The sequence below is a fragment of the Sciscionella marina DSM 45152 genome, from assembly GCF_000379465.1.
GTDB lineage: Bacteria > Actinomycetota > Actinomycetes > Mycobacteriales > Pseudonocardiaceae > Sciscionella > Sciscionella marina.
Genome location: NZ_KB905385.1, coordinates 15,732 through 38,886, shown reverse-complemented (window position 1 = coordinate 38,886; position 23,155 = coordinate 15,732). Strand labels below are relative to the sequence as shown.

Annotated in this window: 19 protein-coding genes; 13 read left to right on the top strand and 6 right to left on the bottom strand. The window is 69.0% G+C overall.

All coding sequences use genetic code 11. The features are described 5' to 3' along the window. Positions 1-136: 136 nt before the first annotated feature. Positions 137-2,080: an acyl-CoA dehydrogenase family protein gene (locus A37U_RS0112945; protein ID WP_020497070.1), complete on the top strand. Its 1,944-nt coding sequence runs from the start codon at positions 137-139 to the stop codon at positions 2,078-2,080. 50 nt (positions 2,081-2,130) lie between these two features. Here A37U_RS0112945 and A37U_RS0112940 read toward each other — a convergent pair whose 3' ends face one another. From A37U_RS0112940 to A37U_RS0112925, 3 genes are all read right to left on the bottom strand, one after another. Next, complete coding sequence (locus A37U_RS0112940; protein WP_040587525.1) at positions 2,131-3,519, bottom strand: ANL family adenylate-forming protein; 1,389 nt, start codon at positions 3,517-3,519, stop codon at positions 2,131-2,133. Between the two features lie 531 nt (positions 3,520-4,050). Then, entirely contained in the window at positions 4,051-5,226 is a 1,176-nt protein-coding gene (locus A37U_RS0112930; RefSeq protein ID WP_020497067.1) for a 4-hydroxybenzoate 3-monooxygenase, read from the bottom strand. 37 nt (positions 5,227-5,263) lie between these two features. Beyond that, a complete protein-coding gene (locus A37U_RS0112925) occupies positions 5,264-6,040 on the bottom strand; it encodes an IclR family transcriptional regulator (protein ID WP_020497066.1) in 777 nt (258 codons plus the stop codon). 225 nt (positions 6,041-6,265) lie between these two features. On the opposite strand from A37U_RS0112925, the gene pcaH reads away from it, so the two are divergent. From pcaH to A37U_RS0112885, 8 genes are read left to right on the top strand one after another with little or no spacing between them, the layout of a single operon-like run. Then, positions 6,266-7,000, top strand: coding sequence for a protocatechuate 3,4-dioxygenase subunit beta (gene pcaH, locus A37U_RS0112920; protein ID WP_020497065.1), 735 nt, complete (start codon positions 6,266-6,268; stop codon positions 6,998-7,000). A 13-nt stretch (positions 7,001-7,013) separates the two neighbouring features. Beyond that, positions 7,014-7,613: a protocatechuate 3,4-dioxygenase subunit alpha gene (gene pcaG, locus A37U_RS0112915; protein WP_020497064.1), complete on the top strand. Its 600-nt coding sequence runs from the start codon at positions 7,014-7,016 to the stop codon at positions 7,611-7,613. After that, positions 7,606-8,694 (top strand): lyase family protein, encoded by a 1,089-nt coding sequence (locus A37U_RS43435; RefSeq protein ID WP_020497063.1) that lies wholly within the window; start codon positions 7,606-7,608, stop codon positions 8,692-8,694. The genes pcaG and A37U_RS43435 overlap by 8 nt, the downstream gene beginning before the upstream one ends. Further along, on the top strand, positions 8,691-9,800 hold the full coding sequence (pcaDC, locus tag A37U_RS55295; RefSeq protein WP_020497062.1) for a bifunctional 3-oxoadipate enol-lactonase/4-carboxymuconolactone decarboxylase PcaDC: 1,110 nt from the start codon (positions 8,691-8,693) through the stop codon (positions 9,798-9,800). The genes A37U_RS43435 and pcaDC overlap by 4 nt, the downstream gene beginning before the upstream one ends. Continuing rightward, complete coding sequence (locus A37U_RS0112900; RefSeq protein ID WP_020497061.1) at positions 9,800-11,269, top strand: benzaldehyde dehydrogenase; 1,470 nt, start codon at positions 9,800-9,802, stop codon at positions 11,267-11,269. Before pcaDC ends, A37U_RS0112900 begins: the two co-directional genes overlap by 1 nt. 37 nt (positions 11,270-11,306) lie before the next feature. Next, entirely contained in the window at positions 11,307-12,152 is an 846-nt protein-coding gene (locus tag A37U_RS43430; protein ID WP_020497060.1) for a helix-turn-helix domain-containing protein, read from the top strand. Positions 12,153-12,178: 26 nt separating this feature from the next. Beyond that, complete coding sequence (locus A37U_RS0112890) at positions 12,179-12,550, top strand: VOC family protein (protein ID WP_020497059.1); 372 nt, start codon at positions 12,179-12,181, stop codon at positions 12,548-12,550. A gap of 1 nt (position 12,551) precedes the next feature. Beyond that, complete coding sequence (locus tag A37U_RS0112885) at positions 12,552-13,955, top strand: GMC family oxidoreductase (RefSeq protein WP_040587523.1); 1,404 nt, start codon at positions 12,552-12,554, stop codon at positions 13,953-13,955. Between the two features lie 30 nt (positions 13,956-13,985). Here A37U_RS0112885 and A37U_RS0112880 read toward each other — a convergent pair whose 3' ends face one another. Continuing rightward, positions 13,986-14,897 (bottom strand): fatty acid desaturase family protein, encoded by a 912-nt coding sequence (locus A37U_RS0112880; protein ID WP_020497057.1) that lies wholly within the window; start codon positions 14,895-14,897, stop codon positions 13,986-13,988. Positions 14,898-15,507: 610 nt separating this feature from the next. Between A37U_RS0112880 and A37U_RS0112870 the strand changes: the two genes are divergently transcribed. Together A37U_RS0112870 and A37U_RS0112865 are read left to right on the top strand one after the other, a co-directional pair. Continuing rightward, the gene (locus A37U_RS0112870) at positions 15,508-15,711 is read left to right on the top strand and encodes a cold-shock protein (RefSeq protein ID WP_020497055.1); all 204 of its coding nucleotides are present in this window, start codon (positions 15,508-15,510) and stop codon (positions 15,709-15,711) included. A 161-nt stretch (positions 15,712-15,872) separates the two neighbouring features. Then, complete coding sequence (locus tag A37U_RS0112865) at positions 15,873-17,309, top strand: amidase (RefSeq protein ID WP_020497054.1); 1,437 nt, start codon at positions 15,873-15,875, stop codon at positions 17,307-17,309. Between the two features lie 118 nt (positions 17,310-17,427). Here A37U_RS0112865 and recQ read toward each other — a convergent pair whose 3' ends face one another. Both recQ and A37U_RS0112855 read right to left on the bottom strand, forming a co-directional pair. Further along, a complete protein-coding gene (gene recQ, locus A37U_RS0112860; RefSeq protein WP_020497053.1) occupies positions 17,428-19,254 on the bottom strand; it encodes a DNA helicase RecQ in 1,827 nt (608 codons plus the stop codon). A 10-nt stretch (positions 19,255-19,264) separates the two neighbouring features. Then, positions 19,265-20,158 carry a LysR family transcriptional regulator gene (locus A37U_RS0112855; protein WP_020497052.1) on the bottom strand — a complete coding sequence of 298 codons (894 nt, stop codon included), beginning with the start codon at positions 20,156-20,158 and terminating at the stop codon, positions 19,265-19,267. A gap of 104 nt (positions 20,159-20,262) precedes the next feature. Here A37U_RS0112855 and mdlC point away from each other — a divergent pair, with 104 nt between their 5' ends. Both mdlC and A37U_RS0112845 read left to right on the top strand, forming a co-directional pair. Further along, on the top strand, positions 20,263-21,840 hold the full coding sequence (gene mdlC, locus A37U_RS0112850) for a benzoylformate decarboxylase (protein WP_020497051.1): 1,578 nt from the start codon (positions 20,263-20,265) through the stop codon (positions 21,838-21,840). Between the two features lie 17 nt (positions 21,841-21,857). Next, positions 21,858-23,105, top strand: coding sequence for an MFS transporter (locus tag A37U_RS0112845; RefSeq protein ID WP_020497050.1), 1,248 nt, complete (start codon positions 21,858-21,860; stop codon positions 23,103-23,105). Positions 23,106-23,155 lie beyond the last annotated feature (50 nt).

Here is a 23,155-nt window from a genome sequence, read left to right as displayed (position 1 = left end):
CGTTTACCCGCCGTCGAGAGGATCCAAACGTCACCGCCGCCGAGCGTGTCCCGAGTCACCGGTGGCCTTCCGGTATGTCCGAGGCGATCGCCGGGCCGTGCTGCGCTGTGGCCAGATCTGCGCGAGAGTGAGGTGTATGGATATTCCCGAAGTTCCGGACCAGGTGGAGATCACACAGTTGCGCGCCGTCGTGGACGGCCACTGGGCAGGACTGCGCGAACGGGTACGCGAGCAGCTCGCCTCGCTGCCGCATCTCGGTGCCGCGGAAATCGATTTGGATCGCCGTCGAGCGCAGGTATACGAACAACTGGAGCACCTGGCACGCAGTGGTGCTCCGCAGATCGGTTTTCCCGTGGAATACGGCGGTAGCGGCGATATCGGAGGCGCCGTGGTCGCCATCGAGACACTGGGCATGGCCGATCTGTCCGCCATGGTCAAGGCGGGTGTGCAGTGGGGGCTGTTCGGCGGGGCGGTCGAGCTGCTCGGCACCCGGCGGCACCATGAACGCTACCTGGCCGAGATCATGGATCTGCGACTGCTGGGATGTTTCGCCATGACCGAGACCGGGCACGGTTCCGATGTGCAGCAACTGCGCACCACCGGACGCTACGAGCCGGGCACGGGCGAGTTCGTCATCGATACCCCGGACGAATCAGCACGCAAGGACTACATCGGCAACGCCGCGGTACATGGGCGGATGGCGGTGGTGTTCGGCCAGCTGTCCACCGGCGGGAAGGCTTATGGCGTGCACGCCTGGCTGGTGCCGATCCGGGACCAGCACGGCGATCCCGCACCAGGGGTGACGATCGAGGACTGCGGGCCCAAGGAAGGTCTCAACGGGGTGGACAACGGACGCCTGTGGTTCGACCACGTGCGCGTGCCTCGCGCGGCGCTGCTCGACCACTTCGGTGCTGTTGCCGAGGACGGCACCTACACGAGTCCCATCGAGCACGACAACGCACGGTTTTTCACCATGCTCGGCACGCTGATCCGCGGGCGGGTGAGCGTGGCGGGTGCCGCCGGTGCGGCCACCAAGACCGCCCTGACCATCGCCGTGCGATACGCGAACACCCGTCGCCAATTCAGCGCGCCGGACAGCGAGCGGGAAGTGCCGCTGCTCGACTATCTCGCTCACCAGCGCAGGCTGCTGCCCGCGTTGGCACGCAGCTACGCTTTGCACTTCGCGCAGGAGGAACTGGTCGCCTCGTTGCACCGGGTGCAAACCGGGGAGCAGCCGGATGAGCGAACCCGGCGCGAGCTGGAATCGCGCGCGGCCGGGTTGAAGGCGCTCGGCACCTGGCATGCGAGCCGCACCATCCAGACCTGCCGGGAAGCCTGCGGCGGAGCGGGTTACCTCAGCGAGAACCAGCTTCCGCGCTGGCAGGCGGACATCGATGTGTTCACCACCTTCGAAGGCGACAATACGGTGATGCTTCAGCTCGTGGCCAAGGGGCTGCTCACCGGCTACCGCGCCGAGATGCACGAGCTCGGCAGCCTCGGGCTGGCGCGCCTGGTGGCCAACTACGCGGGACAGGCGATCATCGAGCGCACCGCCGCGGGCCCGCTGATCGAGCGACTGGTCGCCGCCGTGCAGCATGGTGGCGACCTGTCCGATCGCGGCAGGCAGCTGCAGCTGTTCGAGGACCGTGAAACACACGTGCTGCAAACCTGCGCGCGCCGGCTGCAGCGTGCCGAGAGCTCAGAACACGACGCGTTCGAGGTCTTCAACGACGCACAGGACCATGTCCTGCGGCTGGCCTGGGTGCATATCGAGCGGATCGTGCTCGAGGCCAACATCGCCGCGCTCGAACGGTGCGCCGACCAGCGCACCAGGCAACTGCTCGAACGTGTCTGCGATCTCTTCGTGTTCAACGCGATCGAGACGGACCTGGCCTGGTTTCTCGGTCACAACCGCTTGGACAACAACCACGCCAAGCAAGTCACCGGCACCGTCAACCGGCTGTGCCAGGCGCTGCGTGCGCACGCGGGAACACTGATCGACGGACTCGGCGTACCGGAAGCGTGTGTCCTCGCGCCGATCGCGACCGGCGCCGAGGCCGCGCGGCAGCAAGCCGGTTAGGTATCCGCGACGACTCCCCCCGGTGCCCCGCGAACGGCGAGCCGTCCACCTCACCCGCCGTAGGCGGCACGCAGCGCACATTTGTCGATCTTGCCGATTCCCGTGATCGGCAGCGTTGCGGCGAAGTCCACCCGCGCCGGTACGTAGTGCTCGCGGCCCAGGCTCGCCCGCACGTGCGCCCGGATATCCTCGGCGCCGAGCGGGCCTTCGGCGACCACGACAGCGTGCAGGGACTGTCCCTCCCGCCCGGCGACGCCGAACACGGCCGCCGCGCGCACCTCGGGGTGGCTCGCCAGGGCGTGTTCCACGGTGGCCGGGGCGACCTTCGTGCCGTGTTCGCCGAGCACGACGATGTCGTCGATACGGTCGTGCAGGTAGAGATAGCCTTCCTCGTCGAACCGGCCGAGGTCCCCGGTGCGCAGCCAGTTCTCGCCGATCGGCGCGGCACCGAGATAGCCGTCCATCATGGCAAGACCACGCACCTCCACCTCGCCGCCGGTGATCCGGGCGGCCATCCCCGGCACGACGCGGCCGACCGAGCCGAGCCGTTCGGGCCGCTCCAGCACCTCCGCCGCGGAGATGCTGGTGATCATCGGCGCTTCGGTGAGACCGTATCCCTGCCCGACGATCGGGCCGAACACCTCGAGGGCCTGCGCGAGACGGTGCGGCGGCAGCGGTGCGGCCCCGAGGGAGACCGAGCGCAGGCTGTCGAGCCGGGTGCCGGGGCGCGCGGGGTGATCGAGCAGCGCGGCGAGGCGCGGCGGGGTCAGGGAAAGCGAGGTGATCCGGTGCCTCTCGATGGCCGCCAGCACCGTCCCGGCCTCGAAGCCGTCATGGAGCACGACGGTGTCCCCGCGCAGCAGGGCACCGAGCACACTGGCGTGGCCGGTCATGTGCGTCAGCGGTGCCACGACCAGAGTGCGCTCCGGCTGCTCGGGCCGGGTCGCGAAAATGTGCGCCATGCCGTCGTAGACGCCGCTGTGCCGGATCACCTTCGGGGTCCCCGTGGTACCGCCGGTGGGGAACAGGACCTCCACCGCGGCGGGCACGGCGACCGGAGCGGCCGTGCCCTCCAGGTCGGCCGGTGACCGGACGTCCCGGACACCACCACCGGACCACGCCTCGGCCCGATCGGTGACGACCGTGGTGACACCGGCCGCGGCGGCGGCCGCGAACCGGTCCGCGTCGGTTGCGGAGGCGGCCACGAGCAGAACGCGCGCCCCGCGCAGCATCGCCGCGAGCTGAACGAGCACCGTCTCCGGCCGGTTCGCCAGGTCCACGGCGACGGTCTCGACCGCGCCGACCCCATTGTGCAGGCGCAGCAACACATCCCGGGCCTCGTGATAGGTCACCGGGCCATCGTGGTGGAACAGCACGCGGTCTCCGCCATCGTCCAGGGCGGACAGGGCGGCATTCAGGAACACACTCGTCGACGGCACGGCCCGACGCTACCGCTCGTGCTGCTCCGGCGTGCGCGGAAGTGCCTGCCGAACACCGCCGATACACAGGGCCGTGGTGCGGCGTGCCGGGGCCGAGTTGCCGCATCTGGCCGCACAGTGGGAGAAAGACGGTGCGGCGGTCGAATTCGGCTACGGCGGATCCATGGCCTGTGATGCCGGGATCATTCCCACGTGCTCGGTTCCGAGGGCGAAGTACTCGCCGTGGGCGGCCGCGAACGCACCGCACCCCCGAAACCCCGCCGAGGACCCATCGCCCGCGACAACGGCTGCGCCCATCCGCGCAAAGGGCGGCCGCACCGTTCCCGACGACATGGTGCTCCTCTGTCGCCAACACCATGACCTCATCCACGGGACCGAATGGGCAGTCCGAATCCACAACGGAAACCCGAATTCACCCCGCCCGGTCACCGCGTTCGCCGGTACGTCCGGATAACTGGCAGTCGCCGGATCTCCGCGAGGATTTCCGGGCCGGGGAGCCCGCTGATGCCGATGATCGACCGGTCCGGGCGCTCAGAACCCGATCGGCAGACCCGCGTAGTTCTCCGCAAGCCCGGTCGCCGCGGCCGTGCTGCTCGCCACCCACCGCAACTGGGACAGCTGTAGCTGCGCGTCGAAGGGATCGCCGCTCTGGTGCAGCATGGTGGTCATCCACCAGGAGAAGTGGGTGCACCGCCAGATCCGGCGCAGCGCGGTTTCGGAGTACTCCTCGGCGAGCCGGTCGTCGCCCTCGCCGAGCAGCGCGATCAGCGCGGGCGCGAGCAAGGCGACATCGGCGACGGCGAGGTTGAGCCCCTTGGCCCCGGTCGGCGGGACGATGTGCCCGGCGTCCCCGGCGAGGAACAGCCTGCCGTGCCGCAGCGGGGCCATGACGAAACTGCGCATCGGCAGCACGCTTTTCTCGGTGATGGGCCCGGGATTCAGCGTCCACCCGCCCTGCCCGTGCCCGAGCCGGGTGGCCAGCGCGGTCCAGATACGGTCATCGGACCAGTCCGCGATATCGGTGCCCGCGGGCACCTGCAGATACAGCCTGCTCACGCTCGCCGAGCGCATGGAGTGCATGGCGAACCCGTCCGGGTGCCAGGCATAGATCAGTTCATCGGTGGACGGGGCGACATCGGCGAGCACCCCCAGCCAGGAATACGGATAGGTGTGTTCCCAAGTGCTGCGGGCGTGTTCGGGGACGGCGGCGCGGCTCGGCCCGAAGGACCCATCGCAGCCGACGACCACATCCGCGGTGATCCGCTGCGCCCGTCCCGCGCTGTCGGTGAAGGTGACCGAGGGATGCTCGGTCACCACCTCGTGCACGGCGGTATCGCTGATCCCGTAGTGGATCGGCTGCCCACCGGTCTCCCGCGCGACACCGAGATCGCGCTGCAGTTCGGTCTGCCCGTACACCCAGACGCGGCGCCCGACGAGCCCGGCGAAGTCGATGTGGTGGCGCTCCTGCGGCCACTGCAGGTAGATCCCGTTGTGCGGATCCCCCTCGGCGTGCACCCGCTTGCCGAGACCGAGCGAGTCGAGCAGTTCCACGGTGGAGTGCTCGAGGATCCCGGCCCGGATGCGCGATTCCACGTATTCGCGAGTCCGCGTCTCGAGCACGACCGATTCGATACCGCCCTCGGCGAGCAGATGGGAGAGCAGCAGCCCGGCCGGGCCCGCGCCGATGATGGCGACCTGGGTACGCATGGCTGGCAGTGAACTCGACCGGGGTACCCGCACGCCATCACGAGCTTTCACTGAGCGGAAGATCGGGTGGCACACTGCGGCCGATCCCCTGCGCGGCGACGTTCAGCGCGGCCAGCAGTCGCGGGCGATCCCGGTTGAGCCGGGGCACCACGACCCCGAGCGCCGCGATCACGGTGCCGTCCGGGATGTGGATGGGCACCGCGACCGAGCAGGCGCCGAGGCTCATCTCGTCCACGGTCTGGGCGAAACCCTCCCGCTGCACGCGGCGGATGTCGGCGCGCAACCGGCCCGGTTGCACCACGGTGTAAGGCGTCACCCGGTGCAGCCCGGCGAGCACCTCCTGGCGCACCTCCGGCGGGGCATACGCGAGCAGCACCTTGCCCACCCCGGTGGCGTGCAGCGGAAGCCGGGAGCCGATCTCGCTGACCACGGGCACCGAGGCGTGCCCGGAAAGCCGGTCCACGTAGAGCACGTTCGTGCCCTCGCGCACCGCCATGTGCACCGTGGCCAGGGTCGCCCCGTAGATGTCGTGCAGGAACGGCGAGGCGATCTGGCGCAGCCCCGCCTGCACCGGGGCGAGCAGGCCGAGATCCCAGATCCGTTTGCCCACCACGTAGTTCCCCGATGGCCTGCGCACCAGCGCGCCCCAGCCGACGAGCTCGCCCACCAGCCGGTGCGCCGTGGCCAGCGGGACATCCGCACGCGCGGCCAGTTCGGTCAGAGTCAGGCTGCGGTGCGCGGTGTCGAAGGCGCCGAGCAGCGCGAGCGCTCGGGAGGTCACACTGACCCCCGGCTTCGCGGCATTGCCCGCCATGGCCACGCTCCTTTCACTGAGCAGAAGTCCGGCCTCGCTCCCCCACGATACGAGCACCTAGCGTGCAAGTCGTGAGCGAGCCTGCGAGCGAACCGAAAACACAGCAGCCTTCGCGAACGGCGAAGCCGAGCACCAGCGAGGTGTAGACGTGAGCGAGCCTGCGAGCGAACCGAAAACACAGCAGCCTTCGCGAACGGCGAAGCCGAGCACCAGCGAGGTGTAGTCGTGAGCGACGCAGCCACCCAGTCCGAGATCAGCGCCGAGATCGATGCCCTCGCCGGGCGCGGCGGTGCCCAGCCCAAGCTGGACTATCCGCCCTATCGCAGCAGCCTGTTGCGGCATCCGACCAAGGACCCGCAGCACGCGGATCCGGAGACGATCGAGCGTGCGGTCCCGGTGTTCGGGCACCGCGATGTGGATCCGCTCGAGGCGGACCTGACCATCCAGCACCGCGGCGAACCGATCGGTGAACGCATCGTGGTCACCGGCCGGGTCACCGATGCCGCGGGCAAACCGGTGCGCGAGCAGCTGGTGGAGGTGTGGCAGGCCAACGCGTCCGGGCGCTACATCCACAAGCGCGATCAGCACCCGGCCCCGATCGACCCGAACTTCACCGGGGTCGGGCGCTGCCTGACCGATCAGGACGGCTGGTACCGGTTCACCACGATCAAGCCCGGCCCCTATCCCTGGCGCAACCACACCAATGCCTGGCGACCGGCGCACATTCATTTCTCCTTGTTCGGCAACCAGTTCACCGAGCGGCTGATCACCCAGATGTATTTTCCCGGGGACCCGTTGTTCGGACTGGACCCGATCTTCTGTTCGATCACCGATCAGCGGGCGAGGGAACGGCTGATCGCCCGCTACGACCACGAGCTCACCGTCCCCGAATGGAGCACCGGTTACCGTTGGGACATCGTGCTCGGCGGGCGCGAACAGACGCTGACGGAGGCGGAATGACCGTGCTGCCCCGATGCGGCCTTCCCTGCGCTCCTCGCTCGCTGACGCTCACTACGATGCTCAGGAAGGACCGCTTCTCGTGACCACGCCAGGCCAGACAGTCGGGCCGTTCTTCGGCTATGCGCTGCCCTATGCGGGCGGCGAACAACTCGTCGACCGGAGCCACCCGGACGCGATCCGGCTGCACGGCACGGTGCTCGACGGGGCGGGCGATCCGGTCCCGGACGCGCTCCTGGAGATCTGGCAGGCCGATGGCGCTGGCCGGGTTTCCCGCGAACCGGGTTCGCTGCACCGGGACGGGTACACGTTCACCGGTTGGGGGCGCGCGGCAAGCGACCGCACCGGCACCTACTCGTTCACCACGGTGCGCCCTGGGGCGACCGAACCGGGACACGCCCCGTTCATCGCGCTGACCGTGCTCGCCCGCGGGCTGCTCGACCGCCTGTTCACCCGCGTGTACCTGCCCGGCCAGGACTTCGCCGCCGATCCGCTGCTGTCCGCGCTGCCCCGGGAACGCGCGGAAACCCTGTGCGCCGCAACCGATCCCGAGGGACTACGGTTCGACGTGGTGCTCCAGGGCGAGAGGGAAACAGTGTTTCTGAACCATGACTGACCTGTTCTGGCCGGGCGCGGAGCGGGCGGGGGAACCGCTGAGCGAACCGGCGCTGCTGCGCGCCATGCTCCGGGTGGAATCCGCCTGGCTCGGCGCGCTCGGGGCACCCCGCGAACTCGACGGCCTGGTCACCGAGGCCGATATTCCCGCGATCGCGCGCGCGGCCGAAGCCGGGGGCAATCCAGTCATCCCGCTGCTCGCCGTGCTGCGCGAGCGCTTGCCCGCCGATGTTCCCCTGCATCAGGGTCTGACCAGCCAGGATGTGCTGGACACCGCACTGATGCTGTGCACCCGGGAGCTCGCCGGGCAGCTGCTCGGCGAGCTGGACGCGCAGATCGGCGCGCTGTGCGGGCTCGTCCGCGCACACCGTGGCACCCCGATGGTCGCCCGCACGCTCACCCAGCATGCCATGCCGACCACCTTCGGGCTGCGCGCCGCGACCTGGCTGCGCGGCGTTCTCGATGCCCGGGACCGGGTGCGGGCGCTGCGGTTTCCCGCCCAGATCGGTGGTGCGGTGGGCAATCTGGCCGGGATCGGGGAGTCCGCGATCGAACTGGCCGGAGTCACCGCGCGTTCGCTAAAGCTCGAACCGGCGCTTCCCTGGCACACCGCGCGCGCCCCGGTCACCAGGATCGGCGAGGCGTTGCTCGAATGCACCGATGCCTTCGGCCGGATCGCGAACGATGTGCTGACCGCCTCCCGCCCGGAGATCGGGGAGCTCGCCGAGCCGCGCGCCGAGGGCCGGGGCGGTTCCTCGGCCATGCCGCACAAGGTCAACCCGGTGCTCTCGGTGCTCGTCCGGCGGGCCGCGCTCGCCACACCCGCGCACGGCGCGCAGCTGCACCTGGCCGCGGCCGAATCCCTTGACGAGCGCCCGGATGGTGCCTGGCACCTGGAATGGGCGAGCCTGCGCACCCTGGGCCGGAGCACCGCGGCGGCCGCGAATCAGCTGACCGAACTGCTCAGCGGGCTCGAGGTGCGCACCGAACGAATGGCCGAAAACCTCGAGTTCGCGGTGACCGATCCGGGCGCGACCGAACCGATCATCACCGAGATACTGCGCCGGGCGGAGGAACGATGAACGAAGGGGAACTGTCCGCGATCCGGTTCGGGGACCCGGAGCTGCCGCTGCTGGTGCTCGGCCCCTCGCTCGGCACATCCGCCCTCGCCCTGTGGGGGCCGTGCGCCGAACAACTCGCCTCCCGGTTCCACGTGCTCGCCTGGGATCTGCCCGGGCACGGGCGCGGCGCTCCGGCGACCGGGTTCACCGTCGAGGAGCTCGCCGATGCGGTGCTCGAACTCGCCGGTGACCGCGAATTCGCGTACGCGGGCGATTCGATCGGTGGCGCGGTCGGGCTGGCGCTGCTGCTGCGCGCCCCGGACCGGATCACCCGCGCCACCCTGCTGTGCACCGGGGCGCGGATCGGGGAACCGGGCGCCTGGCGCGAGCGAGCCGAGCATGTGCGCGCGCACGGGACCGCGAGCATGGTGGACGGTTCACTGGCCCGCTGGTTCGCCCCGGGATTCGCGCAGCGGCACCCGTTCATCACCGAGACCCTGCTGGATGCCTTGCGTGGCACGGATTCCGCGAGCTACGCGGCGACCTGCGAGGCGCTGGCCGGATTCGATGTGCGTGACCGGCTCGCCGAAATCCACATCCCGGTGCTCGCGGTCGCGGGCGCGCACGATGTCCCCACCCCGGTTGCCTCGCTCACCGAGATCGCCGATGCGGTGGCGGACGGGGAGCTGGTCACCCTTCCCGATGCGGCCCACCTGATCCCGGCCGAGGCACCGGCCACCACGGCGGCGCTGATCCGCGGTGAGCGCGACGGAATGAGCGTGCGCCGCGCGGTGCTCGGCGATCGGCACGTGGACCGTTCGATCGCCGCGACCACCGAGTTCACCGCCGAGTTCCAGGATCTGATCACCCGCTACGCGTGGGGCGAGATCTGGACCCGTCCCGGTCTGGAACGCCGGGACCGTTCGCTGATCACGCTCACCGCGATGATCGCGCTCGGGCACCACGAGGAGTTCGCGATGCACGTGCGCGCGGCGCGGCGCAACGGGGTCACCCTCGCCGAGATCAAGGAAGTCCTGCTGCAGTCGGCCATCTACTGCGGGGTTCCCGCGGCGAACACCGCGTTCCGGCTCGCGGCTCCCATTCTCACCGAATCCGAGGAGTACTGATGACCTTGCTGGACACTGTGTCCGCTGAGAACTGGCAAGGCCGGGTCTACACCGGCGACTGGACGCCCGCGCGCACCACGGCCCCGGTCCGGGAGCCCGCGACCGGGGCGGAACTCGGCAGCATCGGGATCGCCGACCGCGCGGATGTGGGTCACAGCGCCGAAATCGCCGCGGCCGCGCAGCGGGACTGGGCCGCGCGGCCGTTTCAGGAGCGGGCGGAGATCCTGCGCACCGCGGGACGGCTGTGGCAGGAGCACGCCGCGGAACTGCGGGAATGGTTGATCCGGGAATCGGGCAGCATCGAGGACAAGGCGAACTTCGAACTGCACATCGCTGCACAGGAATGTTTCGAGGCCGCCGCGCTTCCCTCCCGCGCGCTCGGCCAGATCCTGCCGAGCGAGGCACCGCGACTGAGCATGACCCGCCGCATTCCCGCCGGGGTGGTCGGCGTGATCGCCCCGTTCAACGCGCCGCTGATCCTGTCCATCCGCTCGGTCGCCCCCGCGCTCGCGCTGGGCAACAGCGTCGTGCTCAAACCGGATCCACGCACCGCGGTGTGCGGTGGGGTGGCCCTGGCGCGGATCTTCGCCGAGGCCGGGGTGCCCGAGGGCGTGCTGCACGTGCTCCCCGGCGGGGCCGAGACCGGGGCCGCGCTCGTCGCGGACCCGAACGTGCGGGTGATCTCCTACACCGGTTCCACCGCCGCGGGCCGCGCGGTCGGCGAGGCCGCGGGCCGCCACCTCAAACGCGCCCATCTGGAGCTCGGCGGGAACTCCGCGCTGATCGTGCTGGCCGACGCGGATCTCGAGCACGCGGTCACCGCCGCCTGCCGGGGCGCCTACTTCCACCAGGGCCAGATCTGCATGGCGACCGGACGGCATCTGGTACATGAATCGCTCTACGGCGAGTACACCGAACGGCTCGCGGAACGGGCCGCCGCGCTCACCGTCGGGGATCCGTTCCGGGGCAAGGCCGACCTCGGCCCGATCATCGATGCCGCGCAGCGGGACAAGATCCACGGGATCGTGACGGCAAGCATCGAAGCGGGTGCGCGGGCGGTCACCGGGGCACAGCACGAGGGGCCGTACTACCGGCCGACCGTGCTCGCCGGGGCCACGCCCGGAATTCCCGCCTACGACAACGAAATCTTCGGTCCGGTGGCGCCGGTCGCCCCGTTCGGGAGCATCGAGGAGGCCGCCGGGCTCGCCGCCGCGAGCGAGTACGGGCTCGCTCTCGGCATCCTGACCCCCGACCTGGACAAGGGGCTCGCGCTCGCCGACCGGATCCCGACCGGGATCGCGCACATCAACGACCAGACCATCAACGACGAGGCGGTCGCCCCGTTCGGCGGTCTGGGCGCATCCGGGACCGGTTCCCGCTTCGGCGGCCCGGAGGCCAATGTGGACGCGTTCACCGAGACTCGCTGGATCACACTGCGCGGCGCAGCAGCAGCGCACCAGCGGCGGTGAGTACCGCGGTCCCGGCACATTGCGGTACTTTCGGGCCATGGCCACGCACATCGTGGAGTCCGAGACCGGCTGGTGGGAGATGGCCACCGGCGCCCCGGCCGTGGAGCTGCGCGGGCTGGTCGGCCGCTACATCGGCTACCGCGAGCACTCCGGGGTCCGGATGCTGCAGCGCGAGGTGCCGACCGGTTTCGTCGGGCTGATCCTCAGCTTCGGGCCGAGCATCAAGGTGCTCGACTCGGGCACGAGTACGGAGCTGACCAGTTTCGTCGCCGCCATCAGCGACCGCTGGGCGTACACTCAGTACCCCGGTGATCAGCACGGTGTGCAGATCGACGTCACCCCGCTGGTCGCGGGCATGATCCTGGGCACCCGCATGGGCGAGTTCGGGACCCAGGTGGTCGACCTGGTGGAAGCGCTCGGCCCATCGGGTCGCCGCCTCGTCGAACAGCTCGCCGACTGCGCGCGGTGGCCGGAACGGTTCGCCCTGCTCGACCGGTTCTTCATCGACCGGCTCGGCACCGCGCATCAGCCCTCCCCCGCCGCGGCCTGGGCGGTGCGCCGGATCCGGGCCACGCGCGGGCGCACCACCGTGGCCGAGCTCGCGGCCGCGCTGCACTGCAGCACCCGCTATCTTTCCGAGCAGGTGCGCACACATGTCGGGGTCGGCCCGAAACAGTTCGCCCGGGTCGTACGCGCCAGGCACGCGATCACCCTGCTCGATTCCGGCCGGTTGCGCCTCAGCGAGATCGCCGACCGTTGCGGGTACACCGATCAGGCGCATTTCGGCAGGGAATTCCTGCGGATCACCGGCTGCTCGCCGGGCACCTGGCATACCGAACCGTTCAGCGAAACCTGGGCCGGTTCCGATTTGTTCTACGAATAGCGCGGTCCCTCGGTTACCTTCGGGCCATGACGAATTCACCGAGCATCGTTCCGGTCCTCACCTACACCGATCCCGCGCGCGCCATCCGATTCCTCGAGGAGGCGTTCGGCTTCACCACGCTGTTCAGCGTTCCCGGCGAGGACGGCGGGATCGTGCACGCCGAACTGCGCTACGGCGACGGGCTCGTACTGATCGGCGGGCCGACCAAGGACCGGTTGTCGCTGACCTACATTCCCGTCGAGGATGTGACCGCGCACTGCGAACGGGCCCGCGCGGCCGGTGCCACGATCACCATGGAACCGACCACCATGGACTACGGCTCGACCGAATACATGGCCGAGGACTTCGCGGGCAACCAGTGGAGTTTCGGCACCTACCGGCCGAGCCTGGGTGACTGAGATGCACGACCACGTGATCGTGGGCGCGGGCACCGCGGGATGCGTGCTCGCCGCGCGACTGAGCGCGGATCCGGCGCGCTCGGTGCTGCTTCTCGAAGCGGGCCCGGACTTCACCACGGACCGGTTGCCCGCCACGTTGCGCACCGGCACGGCCGAGGAGTACGCCTGGGATCGGCGCGCCCGGGTCTGCGGGGACCGGGTGGAATTCCTGTCCCGCGGCAAGGTCATCGGCGGCAGCGCGCAGATCAACGGTCGCGGCGCGTTCCGGGCCCCGCTGCGGGATTTCGCCGCCATCGGGCTGCCCGAGTGGTCTCCGGAACACGTACTCGAGTCGTACCGGAGAATCGAGACCGACCTGGATTTCAGCGAGGAAGCCCACCACGGTGCGCACGGACCCGTTCCGATCACCCGATGGCGTTCCACGGAGCTCACCGCGGCCAATGCGGCCTTCCTGGAGACCGTGCTCGCCACCGGCACCGAGTACCAGGCGGACATGAATCACCCGCGGGCCAGGGGAATCGGTCCCTACCCGCAGAACCGCGCGGGCCGCGAACGGCGTTCCAGCGCGGACACCTACCTCGCCGGCGCCCGGGACCGCCCCAACCTCACCGTGCGCGGGGATGCCACTGTGGACCGGGTACTACTACGCGGAGACCGGGCCACCGGGGTGCTGATCGGCACCGAGACCATTACCGCGCGCCAGGTCGTACTGTGCGCGGGCAGCCCGGGTTCACCGGAACTGTTGCGGCGCTCGGGAATCGGGCACCCGGGAATCGGCGCGCGCATCTACGACCAGCCCGGTGCCGTGGTCCCCGCACTTCCGCACGAACCGCCACCGGACTGGCCCGGCACCCAGCTCGTCGCCCGGCTCGGCGCCATTCCCGGCTACGCCGAGGACGACGCCTTCTACCTGTGCCTGCATCCAGGACCACCGCCCGGTGGTGGCGATCCCCTGCTCGCCATCATGATCGGCGATATGCGCCCGCGATCGAGGGGCCGGCTCACCACTGAAGGACTCGACCTCGGCTTCTACCGCGAGGAAACCGACCTCGCCCGGATGCGCGCCGCCTACCGGTACGCTTGGGAACTCACCCGGCGTCCGCCGCTTTCCCGGCACATCAAGGGAATCGCCATGCTCACCGAGGAGGACATCGCCGAGGACGAGCGGCTCGACGCCGTGCTGCGCGCGATGACCTTCAGCAGACTCACCCTGCTCGGCGGCGCCGCCATGGGCCTCGCGAATGATCCGGACGCGGTCGTCGACGCGCATGGCGCAGTGTATGGGGTGAACGGTCTGCGGGTCTGCGATCTGTCGGTGATCCCTATTCCACTGTGTGGCACAACCGCGCTCGAAGCGATGCTGGTCGCCGAACGCATGGCGGACTGGATCGCCGCGGAAATCTGAGTACACCGCGGCATGAACGCGCCGGTACCGCTAGGCGGGTTTCGCGCGCAGCGGGGCGCCGAGCTCGTGCAGATGGCTGAGCACGATCCGGTAGGAACGCGGCAGGCTCGTCTGACTGTAGGCGATCCCGCGTTCGGCGCAGAACCGTTGCACGATCGGCTGAGCCAGCCGCAGGTGCGGGCGGGGCATGTTCGGGAAGAGATGGTGCTCGATCTGGTAGTTCAGCCCACCGAGCAGAAAATCGTTCCACCAGCCGCCACGGATGTTCCGGGAGGTGAGCACCTGCTTGCGCAGGAAGCAGGCCTCGTCCTCCTCGCTCGGCTGCGGCATTCCCTTGTGGTTGGGCGCGAAGGAACTGCCCATGTAGATACCCCACAGCGCCTGGTGCACCACCACGAACAGCACCGCGATTCCCGGGGAGAGCACGAGGAAGACGGCGGTCAGATAGGTCAGCGCGTGCACTAGGAGCAGGGCGCCTTCGAGCCTGCGCGCCCTCGTTTCCCCACGCAGCACCGCCTGCGCCCCAGAGAGGTGCAGGTTGATCCCTTCCAGGGTGAGCAACGGGAAGAACAGGATCGCCTGGTGTTTGGCCATCCAGCGCAGGAATCCGCGTTTGAGCGCCGCCTGTTTGCTGGTGAACGCGAGGGCCGCTATGTCGACATCCGGGTCCTTGTCCTCGTGGTTCGGGTTGGCGTGATGCTGGTTGTGCACCCCGATCCAGGCTCGGTAGCTCATCCCGATCAGGCCACCGTGGGTAGTACCGACGATGTCGTTGTGCCGCCGGTTGCCGAAGATCTGCCCGTGCCCCGCATCGTGCCCGATGAACGCGAGCTGAGCGAAGACAACGGCGAGGAAAGCGGCGATGAACAATTGCCACCAGCTGTCGCCGAGGAAGAAGAACCCGACCCAGGCACCGGCGAAGGCGAGCAGATTCAGTCCCATGCGCACCGCGTAGTGACCGTGCCTGCGGCGCAGCAGGCCCGCATCCCGGATCTCGCGGGAGAGCGCGGCGTACTCATTGGCGGCTGGAGCCTTGATGCTGTCGATGATGATTCCTGCCGTATCGGAGGGAACCGCTACTCGGCCGCGCTGAACAGCGGCCGGGCGGGTGGATGATCGTCTTGCGCGCCGGACACACTCAGCACACCGGACGGTATGTCACTGGAAGTATCGCTGGGAGTGTCACTGAACACAACCGGCTCGATATCCGCGATTATACGCGCCGCGCCGTGCGGCGGACAGGTCGGCATTGGGACTCCGCTCGATGGGAGAAACACGGATTTCACAGCTGAGAACGACAAGTTGCCGGGAACGTAGCACCGGCCGCGCCCGTCCGCATCACCCGAACACGGCCACGCTCCGACTTGACGCTCGCCCGAACCTGTGTTCAACTGGTATCGGTTCGATGATTTTTGTGTGTCCGTTTACCCGAACGCTACGCAAGGATTTGAGCGGGCGTGTCGGGGTTCCTCCGGAATCTCCCGAGTCGTGCGCGTGACCCGAGCATTCACTGGAATGCCCGACGATTCAAATATGTATGGAGATTTCAAGTATGGCACAGGGAACCGTGAAGTGGTTCAACGCCGAAAAGGGCTTCGGTTTCATCACCCCCGACGAGGGTGGCAAGGACCTTTTCGTGCACTTCTCCGAGATCCAGGGCAACGGTTTCCGTAGCCTTGACGAGAACGCGCGCGTCGAGTTCGAGGTCGCACAGTCCGACCGTGGCCCGCAGGCCACCGGCGTGAGCGCGGTGTAAGACTTTCCCAGGGGCGGCGGGGCGGTACCGGCTGGTGCCACCCCGCCGTTCTTTGTATTCACCAAGGAAATCGAAACCTCCAGGGCGCGCCGCGCACATCACAGTGCCGAACCGGCCGCCACACGGGGGAACCCGGTTAGGATTCCGGCTACGCCTGCCCAATGACGCCGCCGGAAGTGAACTCGATGACCGCACCGCATCCAGAGCTCGCGACAGCCACCATCGCCGAACTCGCCGCGCGCCTGCGTTCCGGGGACGTGTCCGCGCTGGAGCTGACCGAGGGGTATCTGGCCAGGATCGAGGCACTCAACCCGGGCTGCAACGCCTTCCTCACCGTCACCGCCGAACAGGCGCTGCACCAGGCAGCCGAATGCGACCGCAAGCGCGCGAGCGGGGTGGAACTCGGCCCACTGCACGGGATTCCGTTCGCGGTGAAGGACAACATGGATACCGCGGGGGTGCGCACCACGAGCGGGATGAGCGTGCTGGATCAGTGGCATCCGCGCGCGGACGCGGCCCCGGTACGCGCGGCGCGCTCCGCGGGGGCGGTACTACTCGGCAAAACCAATATGCACGAGGGAAGTTTCGGCATCACCTCGGCCAACCCGCACTACGGCCCGGTGCGCAATCCGCACGACACCGAACGCATCGCGGGCGGCTCCAGCGGTGGTTCCGCGGCCGCGGTCGCCTCGGGGATGGTCCCCGTCGCGCTCGGCACGGACACCGGCGGTTCGCTGCGGATCCCCGCCGCGCTGTGTGGGGTGATCGGTTTGCGCCCGACCATGGGAATCGTGGACGACACCGGGGTGACCCGGCTGTCCTGGAGCTTCGACACCAGCGGGCCGATCGCGCGCACCGTGGCCGATGCCGGCTTGCTGTTCGCCGTCCTCACCGGGCGCATCGCGGACCCGGTCGAGGCAGGAGCGGACACCCTGCGCGGGCTGCGGATCGGGGTACCGCGCGGATACTTCGCCACCGACAACGATCCCGAGGTCGACCGGATCACCGAATCCGCCGCGGCCCGGTTTGCCGAACACGGGGCCCAGCTCGTGCCTTGCGCGATAGAAGGGATCGAACACGGCAGCGATATCGGATTCCGCATGGTCGGCCCGGAGAAAGTGGTGCTCACCAAGGAATACTTCGCCAAGGTCGAGCCGCCCATCGTGCTCGAGGAAGTGCTCGACCGGTTCGGCGCGGACCTGCGCGCCACCTTCGCGGGCGAGGTCGGCCCGGACGCAAACCCGGTGCCCGCACACATCTATCTGGACACCGAACGCCGGGACACCGCGCGCATCAAGGCCGGAATCGACGAGGCCATGCGGGATGTCGACGTGCTGCTCACCCCGACGACCCCCGCACCGGCCATCCCGCTGACCGAGCACCAGACGATGCTGCTGGGCGGCCGCGAACAGCACACCTTCGAGACCTTCATCCGCTACACCTTCGGTACCGCCGTCGCCGGGATCCCCGCGATCTCGATCCCCGCCGGGCACACCGGATCCGGTCTCCCGGTCGGCGTGCAACTGCTCGGCAGGGCGCACACCGATCAGCGCCTGCTCGCCATCGCGGCCGCGGCCAGTGCGGCGCTCGGGGGATAGCTATTCGGCGGCTGACTACTGTGTCCTGAAGCGGCGGAGCCGCCTGTCACCCAGCTGTCCGCTGGCACCGCGGCGGCGTTCCGCCACCCGCACCGCGACGCGAGTCTGATCAGGATAGTTATTCCGCAGTCAACGTTTCGAGTACGGATTCCCCGTACTTGGCGAGCTTGTTCTCGCCGATCCCGCTCATCGCACCGAGTTCGCTCAGGCTGGCCGGCTGCTCGGTGGCGATCTGGCGCAGGGTGGCGTCGTGGAAGATCACGTACGCGGGCACGCCCTGTTCTTTGGCGGTCGCGGCCCGCCAGGCGCGCAGCCGTTCGAACAGCGGGCGCAGTTCCTCGGGCAGCTCCGCCTCGGCGCCCCGGCCCGCCTTCCCGGATTTGGCGGCGTTGGCTGCCTTGGAGGCACGCTTGGGTTCGGTGCGCAGCGAGACCGTGCGCCCCTGATAGAGCACTTCCTCGCTGGCTTCGGTGGTGACCAGGGTGCCGTAGTCGCCCTCGACCGCGAGCAGTCCCATGGCCAGCAGCTGGCGCACCACTCCGCGCCAGGCGGAGTCGGTGAGCTCGGTGCCGACCCCGAACACGCTGAGCTCATCGTGCGCGTGCTGGCCGATCTTGGCGGTCTTCTTGCCGAGCAGGATGTCGATGATCTGGCCCGCGCCGAATTTCTGCCGCCGTTCCCTGGCCAGCCGGACCACGGTGGACAGCAGTTTCTGCGCGGCGACCGTGCCGTCCCAGGACTCCGGCGGGGCAAGGCAGGTATCGCAGTTCCCGCACGGCAGTCCCTGCTGCCCGAAATAGGCGAGCAACCGCACCCTGCGGCATTCCACGGTCTCGCACAGCGCGAGCATCGCGTCCAGGTGCGCGCTGAGCTTGCGCCGGTGCGCGGCATCGCCCTCGGAGTTGTCGATCAGTTTGCGCTGCTGCATCACATCCTGGAGCCCGTAGGCGAGCCAGGCGGTGGAGGCGAGCCCGTCCCGGCCCGCGCGGCCGGTCTCCTGGTAGTACCCCTCGATCGACTTGGGCAGGTCCAGGTGCGCCACGAACCGCACATCGGGTTTGTCGATGCCCATGCCGAAGGCGATGGTGGCCACCACGATGAGCCCGTCCTCGCGCAGGAACCGTGACTGGTGCTCGGCGCGCTGGGCCGCGTCCAGCCCCGCGTGATAGGGCAGCGCATCGATTCCGTTGCGCACCAGGAATTCCGCGGTGTCCTCGACGGATTTGCGGGACAGGCAGTAGACGATGCCCGCGTCCCCGGAGTGCTCGGTACGCAACAGCTCGAGCAGTTGTTTGCGCGGTTCGTTCTTGGGCACGATGCGGTACTGGATGTTCGGCCGGTCGAAGCTGGCCACGAAGTGGTGCGCGTCCTCGAGCCCGAGCCGCCGCGCGATCTCCGCGTGCGTGGCCTCGGTCGCGGTCGCGGTGAGCGCGATCCGCGGCACCTGTGGCCAGCGCTCGTGCAGCTGGGACAGTTCCAGGTAGTCCGGCCGGAAATCGTGGCCCCACTGGGAGACACAATGCGCCTCGTCGATGGCGAACAGTGCGATCTTTCCGTTGTCCAGCAAGCGAATCGTCTGATCCACCCGCAGCCGCTCCGGGGCGAGATAGAGCAGATCGAGTTCGCCAGCCAGGAACTCCTTCTCCACCATGCGCTGCTCATCGGGGGCCTGGGTGGAGTTGAGGAAACCGGCCCGTACCCCGAGCGCGCGCAGTGCGTCGACCTGATCCTGCATGAGCGCGATGAGCGGGGAGATCACCACGCCGACGCCGTCCCGGACGAGCGCGGGAATCTGGTAGCACAACGACTTCCCGCCCCCGGTCGGCATGAGCACGAGCGCATCGCCGCCACCGCTGACGTGCTCGACGATCTCCCGCTGGCCTTCCCGGAACTCGTCGTAGCCGAAGACCTGGTTCAGTACCTTGAGCGTCTCGGGCGTCGTCACCGGGCAGATTCTAACCGAGTACCTCTTGCATGAAATCGACCAGCCATTGTTGCGCGGGACTGCGCGAATGCGTGCGGCGGGCGTAGGCGCTCACCAGGATCGGTTCCAGTTCGAAGGGCAATTCGAGCAGCCGGACCCGGTTCTCGTTCCGCCACACCTCGGCCAGCCTGCGCGGGGCCATCCCGACGAGTTCGGTGCGCTGCACCAGGTACGGCAGCGAGGAGTACCTGGTGACCTGGAGCGCGATCCGGCCGGTGAGCCCGCGCAGTTCGAGTGCCCTGCGCGGTCCGTCGTGTCCGGCCGGCCCGACAACGGTCACGTGCCGCTCGGTTTCGAACTGGGCCTGGCTGATCCGGGATCCGCGCAGCCGTGGATGGTCCTCGGCGACCAGGGCGACGTGTCCTTCCCGGAACAGCGGGACCCGTTCCACCCGGCGGGAGCTGATCAGCGGGGTGGCGATAAAAGCGTCGATCTCGCCCCGGCCGAGCCTGCCCTCCACATCGCTCACATCCAGCGGGTGCACCGTGAAGGTCACCCCGGGCGCACGGGTCTTGATCTCGGCGAGCAGCGGGGGCAGCAGGGACACCTCGCCCAGATCGGAGAGGCACAGGGTGAACGCCGTCTGCGCGGTGGCCGGATCGAAGCTGACGGAGTCACTGACAGTCGACTCGATCCCGGCGAGCGCGGTGTGCAGTGGTTCGTAGAGATCGCGCGCCGTTGTGGTGGGCACCAGCCCGGCACCGCTGCGCCGGAACAGCTCGTCGCCGAAGCGCCGCCGGAGTTTCTGCAGCGCATAGCTGACCGTCGGCTGGGTGAGGTGCAGTGATTCGGCGGTGGCCGTGACGCTGCGGGTCTCGTAGAGCAGCACGAAGGTCCGCACCAGGTTCAGATCGAAATCCCGCATATAGACCCCATCGATACGGCGTCCTGACCGTATCTATTGGATCACGGTGCGCAAGTGCCCTTATCGTCGGATTCTCCGGACCAATTCGGACAGGAGCAGAACCCATGCCGACGGCTCGCCACATCGCGCACGAGTTCCTCGAGCGCAACGAGCTCACCACGATATTCGGCAACCCGGGTTCCAATGAGCTGCCGTTCCTGACCGGGCTGCCCGATCGCTTCAGCTACGTGCTCGGCCTGCACGAGGGCGCGGTGGTCGGGATGGCCGACGGATACTGCCAGGTCACCGGGAAACCGGCGCTGGTGAACCTGCACGCGGCCGCTGGCTCGGGCAACGGGCTCGGCGCGCTGACCAACGCGGTCTACTCCCGCTCTCCACTGGTGATCACCGCGGGCCAGCAGGTGCGCCCGGTGATCGGCCTCGAGGGAATGCTCGCCAATGTGGACGCCACCACGCTGATGCGCCCGCTGGTCGGCTGGTCCGGCGAACCGAGCTGCGCAGCGGATGTGCCGCGTTCCCTGGCCCAGGCGGTGTTCGAGGCCAGGATGCGCAAACGGCCGACCTATCTCTCGATTCCCTATGACGACTGGGATGTAGAGCTGGACGAGAACGCGCGGATGGTTCTCGGTCGCTCGATAAGCAGGGCGAGCGCGGCGAGCACCGAGGAGTTCGCCTATCTGGTGGCCCGCTTCGAATCGGCGAAGAACCCGGCACTCGTACTCGGCGGGGACATCGACACCGCGGGCCTGTTCGACACGGCCGTCGCGCTCGCCGAACACCTCGACGTGCCGACCTGGGCCGCCCCCTCGGCCTTCCGACTCCCCTTCCCCAACCGGCACCGGCTCTTCCGCGGGGTACTGCCCGCCGGGATCTCCTCGCTGTCCGAGGAGCTCGACGGGCACGACCTGATCCTGGTGCTCGGTGCCCCGGTCTTCCGCTACCACCAGCACGAGCCCGGCGCCTACCTCCCCGAGGGCGCCCATCTCGTGCAGGTCACCGACGACGCCGAGGCCGCCGCACGGGCACCGTTCGGCGAGGCGATCGTCGCCGATCCGAGCGCGGTCATGCACGCGATGCTCGGACGGTGCCCGCAGCGCGGCAACGATGAGCAGAATTACCTGCCCAATCCCGAGCCTGCCGTCGCCGAGAACGCCCTGCACCCCGAGCAGGTGTTCGCCGCGCTGCGGGACACCCAACCGGCCGATACCGGGTACATCGTCGAGTCCACCTCGACCAACTCCGCCTGGTGGCGGCAGATGGATCTGCGCAAGGGCGGCTCGTACTTCTTCCCCGCATCCGGTGGGCTCGGTTTCGGCATCCCGGCCGCGGTCGGCGCCGGGATCGGCCGTCCGGACCGGCCCTTCCTCGGCGTGATCGGGGACGGCGCGGCCAACTACGGCATCAGCGCGCTGTGGACCGCGGCCCGCCACCGGGTACCGGTGACCTTCGTGTTGCTGCGCAACGGAAGTTACGGCGCGCTGCAGTGGTTCGCCGATCTGCTCGATGTGCCCGATGTCCCCGGGGTGAACATTCCGGGGCTCGACTTCACCCAGATCGCGGAGGGGTATGGGGTGCCCGCGGACTCGGTGACCGAGGAAGAGGAATTGCGCGCGCTGCTGGCCAAGGACGCCGACGGCCCGCGCCTGATCCAGGTGGACACGGCGCTGACCGCGCCCGCCTGATTCGAAGGAGCACGGCAATGGCGCCAACACCGCAGACGGACCGGTCGGGGTGGCCGGCGATCCTCTGCTGGCTCACCGTCCTGCTCGAGGGCTACGACCTGGTCGCCTTCTCAGTGACGATCCCGATCGTGCTCAAGAGCGGTTATCTCGGTTTCACCGCGGCCGGCGCGACCGCGATCGCCACGGTCGCCCTGATCGGGGTGGCGATCGGCGCCGCGGGCATGGGACCGTTCGCGGACCGGTTCGGCCGCCGCGGCGTACTGCTCACTTCGGTGCTGCTGTTCTCGGTGTTCACCCTGATCGTGCCGCTCGCCCCGGATGTGGTCACCTTCAGCGTGTTCCGGTTCCTCGCCGGTCTGGGGCTCGGCGCCTGCATGCCGACCGCGTTGACCGTGATGTCCGAGCACCTTCCGGCCAAGCGCCGGGCCACCGCGAGCACCATCACCATGACCGGGTATCACACCGGCGCGGTACTCACCTCGCTGCTCGCCGCCGCGCTCGGGCAGTGGCAGGTGCTCTACTACGCGGGCGGGATCGCCGGACTGGTACTCGCCGCGGTGATGTGGTTCCGGCTGCCCGAATCGAGCGCCTACCTCTCGGTGCGCGATTCGGTGCGCCAGAAGGGCGGCGAGCGCCAGGGCATGCGTGCCGTGCTCGCGCCCCGGTTCCGCCGGATCAGCCTCGCGACCTGGGCAGGCTCCTTCATGGGTCTGCTGCTGGTGTACGGGCTCAACACCTGGCTGCCGCAGCTGATGCGCACCGCGGGCTACGCCATGTCCACCTCGATCACCCTGCTGCTGGTGCTCAACATCGGCGCGGTGATCGGGCTGCTGCTCGCCGGGTACCTCGCCGACCGGCGCGGCATCAAACCGACCGCGCTCACCTGGTTCGGTATCGCCGCGGTGCTGCTCGCCCTGCTCAGCGTGCGCATGGAGAACAGCTTCGTGCTCAACCTCGTGGTGCTGCTGACCGGGATCTTCGTGTTCTCCGCGCAGGTGCTGATCTTCGCCTACGTCGCGCAGTCCTTCCCCGCCGAATCCCGGGGTACCGCACTCGGGCTCAACTCGGCCATCGGGCGGCTCGGCGCCATCGTCGGACCGTTCGTGACCGGTGCGCTCGTCACGGCCGGGATCGCCTACCCCTTCGGGTTCTGGTTCTTCGCCGTGGTCGCCGTGCTCGGTCTCGGCGCCATCTTTCTCGTACCGAGCCGGGCCCGCACCGACCACTATCCCGAGGAGCACGCGAACCCCGCACCATCCCCCTAGAACCCCGCGGCGCGTCGCCGGACGACCTTCCTTCCTTCCAGCATTCCGGC

Excerpts from the sequence above, each read along its gene's own strand:
- A37U_RS0112945 (WP_020497070.1), top strand. The coding sequence starts at position 137 with ATGGATATTCCCGAAGTTCCGGACCAGGTGGAGATCACACAGTTGCGC.
- A37U_RS0112930 (WP_020497067.1), bottom strand. The coding sequence starts at position 5,226 with ATGCGTACCCAGGTCGCCATCATCGGCGCGGGCCCGGCCGGGCTGCTG.
- A37U_RS0112925 (WP_020497066.1), bottom strand. The coding sequence starts at position 6,040 with ATGGCGGGCAATGCCGCGAAGCCGGGGGTCAGTGTGACCTCCCGAGCG.
- pcaG (WP_020497064.1), top strand. The coding sequence starts at position 7,014 with ATGCGGCCTTCCCTGCGCTCCTCGCTCGCTGACGCTCACTACGATGCT.
- A37U_RS43435 (WP_020497063.1), top strand. The coding sequence starts at position 7,606 with ATGACTGACCTGTTCTGGCCGGGCGCGGAGCGGGCGGGGGAACCGCTG.
- pcaDC (WP_020497062.1), top strand. The coding sequence starts at position 8,691 with ATGAACGAAGGGGAACTGTCCGCGATCCGGTTCGGGGACCCGGAGCTG.
- A37U_RS0112900 (WP_020497061.1), top strand. The coding sequence starts at position 9,800 with ATGACCTTGCTGGACACTGTGTCCGCTGAGAACTGGCAAGGCCGGGTC.
- A37U_RS43430 (WP_020497060.1), top strand. The coding sequence starts at position 11,307 with ATGGCCACGCACATCGTGGAGTCCGAGACCGGCTGGTGGGAGATGGCC.
- A37U_RS0112890 (WP_020497059.1), top strand. The coding sequence starts at position 12,179 with ATGACGAATTCACCGAGCATCGTTCCGGTCCTCACCTACACCGATCCC.
- A37U_RS0112885 (WP_040587523.1), top strand. The coding sequence starts at position 12,552 with ATGCACGACCACGTGATCGTGGGCGCGGGCACCGCGGGATGCGTGCTC.
- A37U_RS0112880 (WP_020497057.1), bottom strand. The coding sequence starts at position 14,897 with ATGGGACTGAATCTGCTCGCCTTCGCCGGTGCCTGGGTCGGGTTCTTC.
- A37U_RS0112870 (WP_020497055.1), top strand. The coding sequence starts at position 15,508 with ATGGCACAGGGAACCGTGAAGTGGTTCAACGCCGAAAAGGGCTTCGGT.
- A37U_RS0112865 (WP_020497054.1), top strand. The coding sequence starts at position 15,873 with ATGACGCCGCCGGAAGTGAACTCGATGACCGCACCGCATCCAGAGCTC.
- A37U_RS0112855 (WP_020497052.1), bottom strand. The coding sequence starts at position 20,158 with ATGCGGGATTTCGATCTGAACCTGGTGCGGACCTTCGTGCTGCTCTAC.
- mdlC (WP_020497051.1), top strand. The coding sequence starts at position 20,263 with ATGCCGACGGCTCGCCACATCGCGCACGAGTTCCTCGAGCGCAACGAG.
- A37U_RS0112845 (WP_020497050.1), top strand. The coding sequence starts at position 21,858 with ATGGCGCCAACACCGCAGACGGACCGGTCGGGGTGGCCGGCGATCCTC.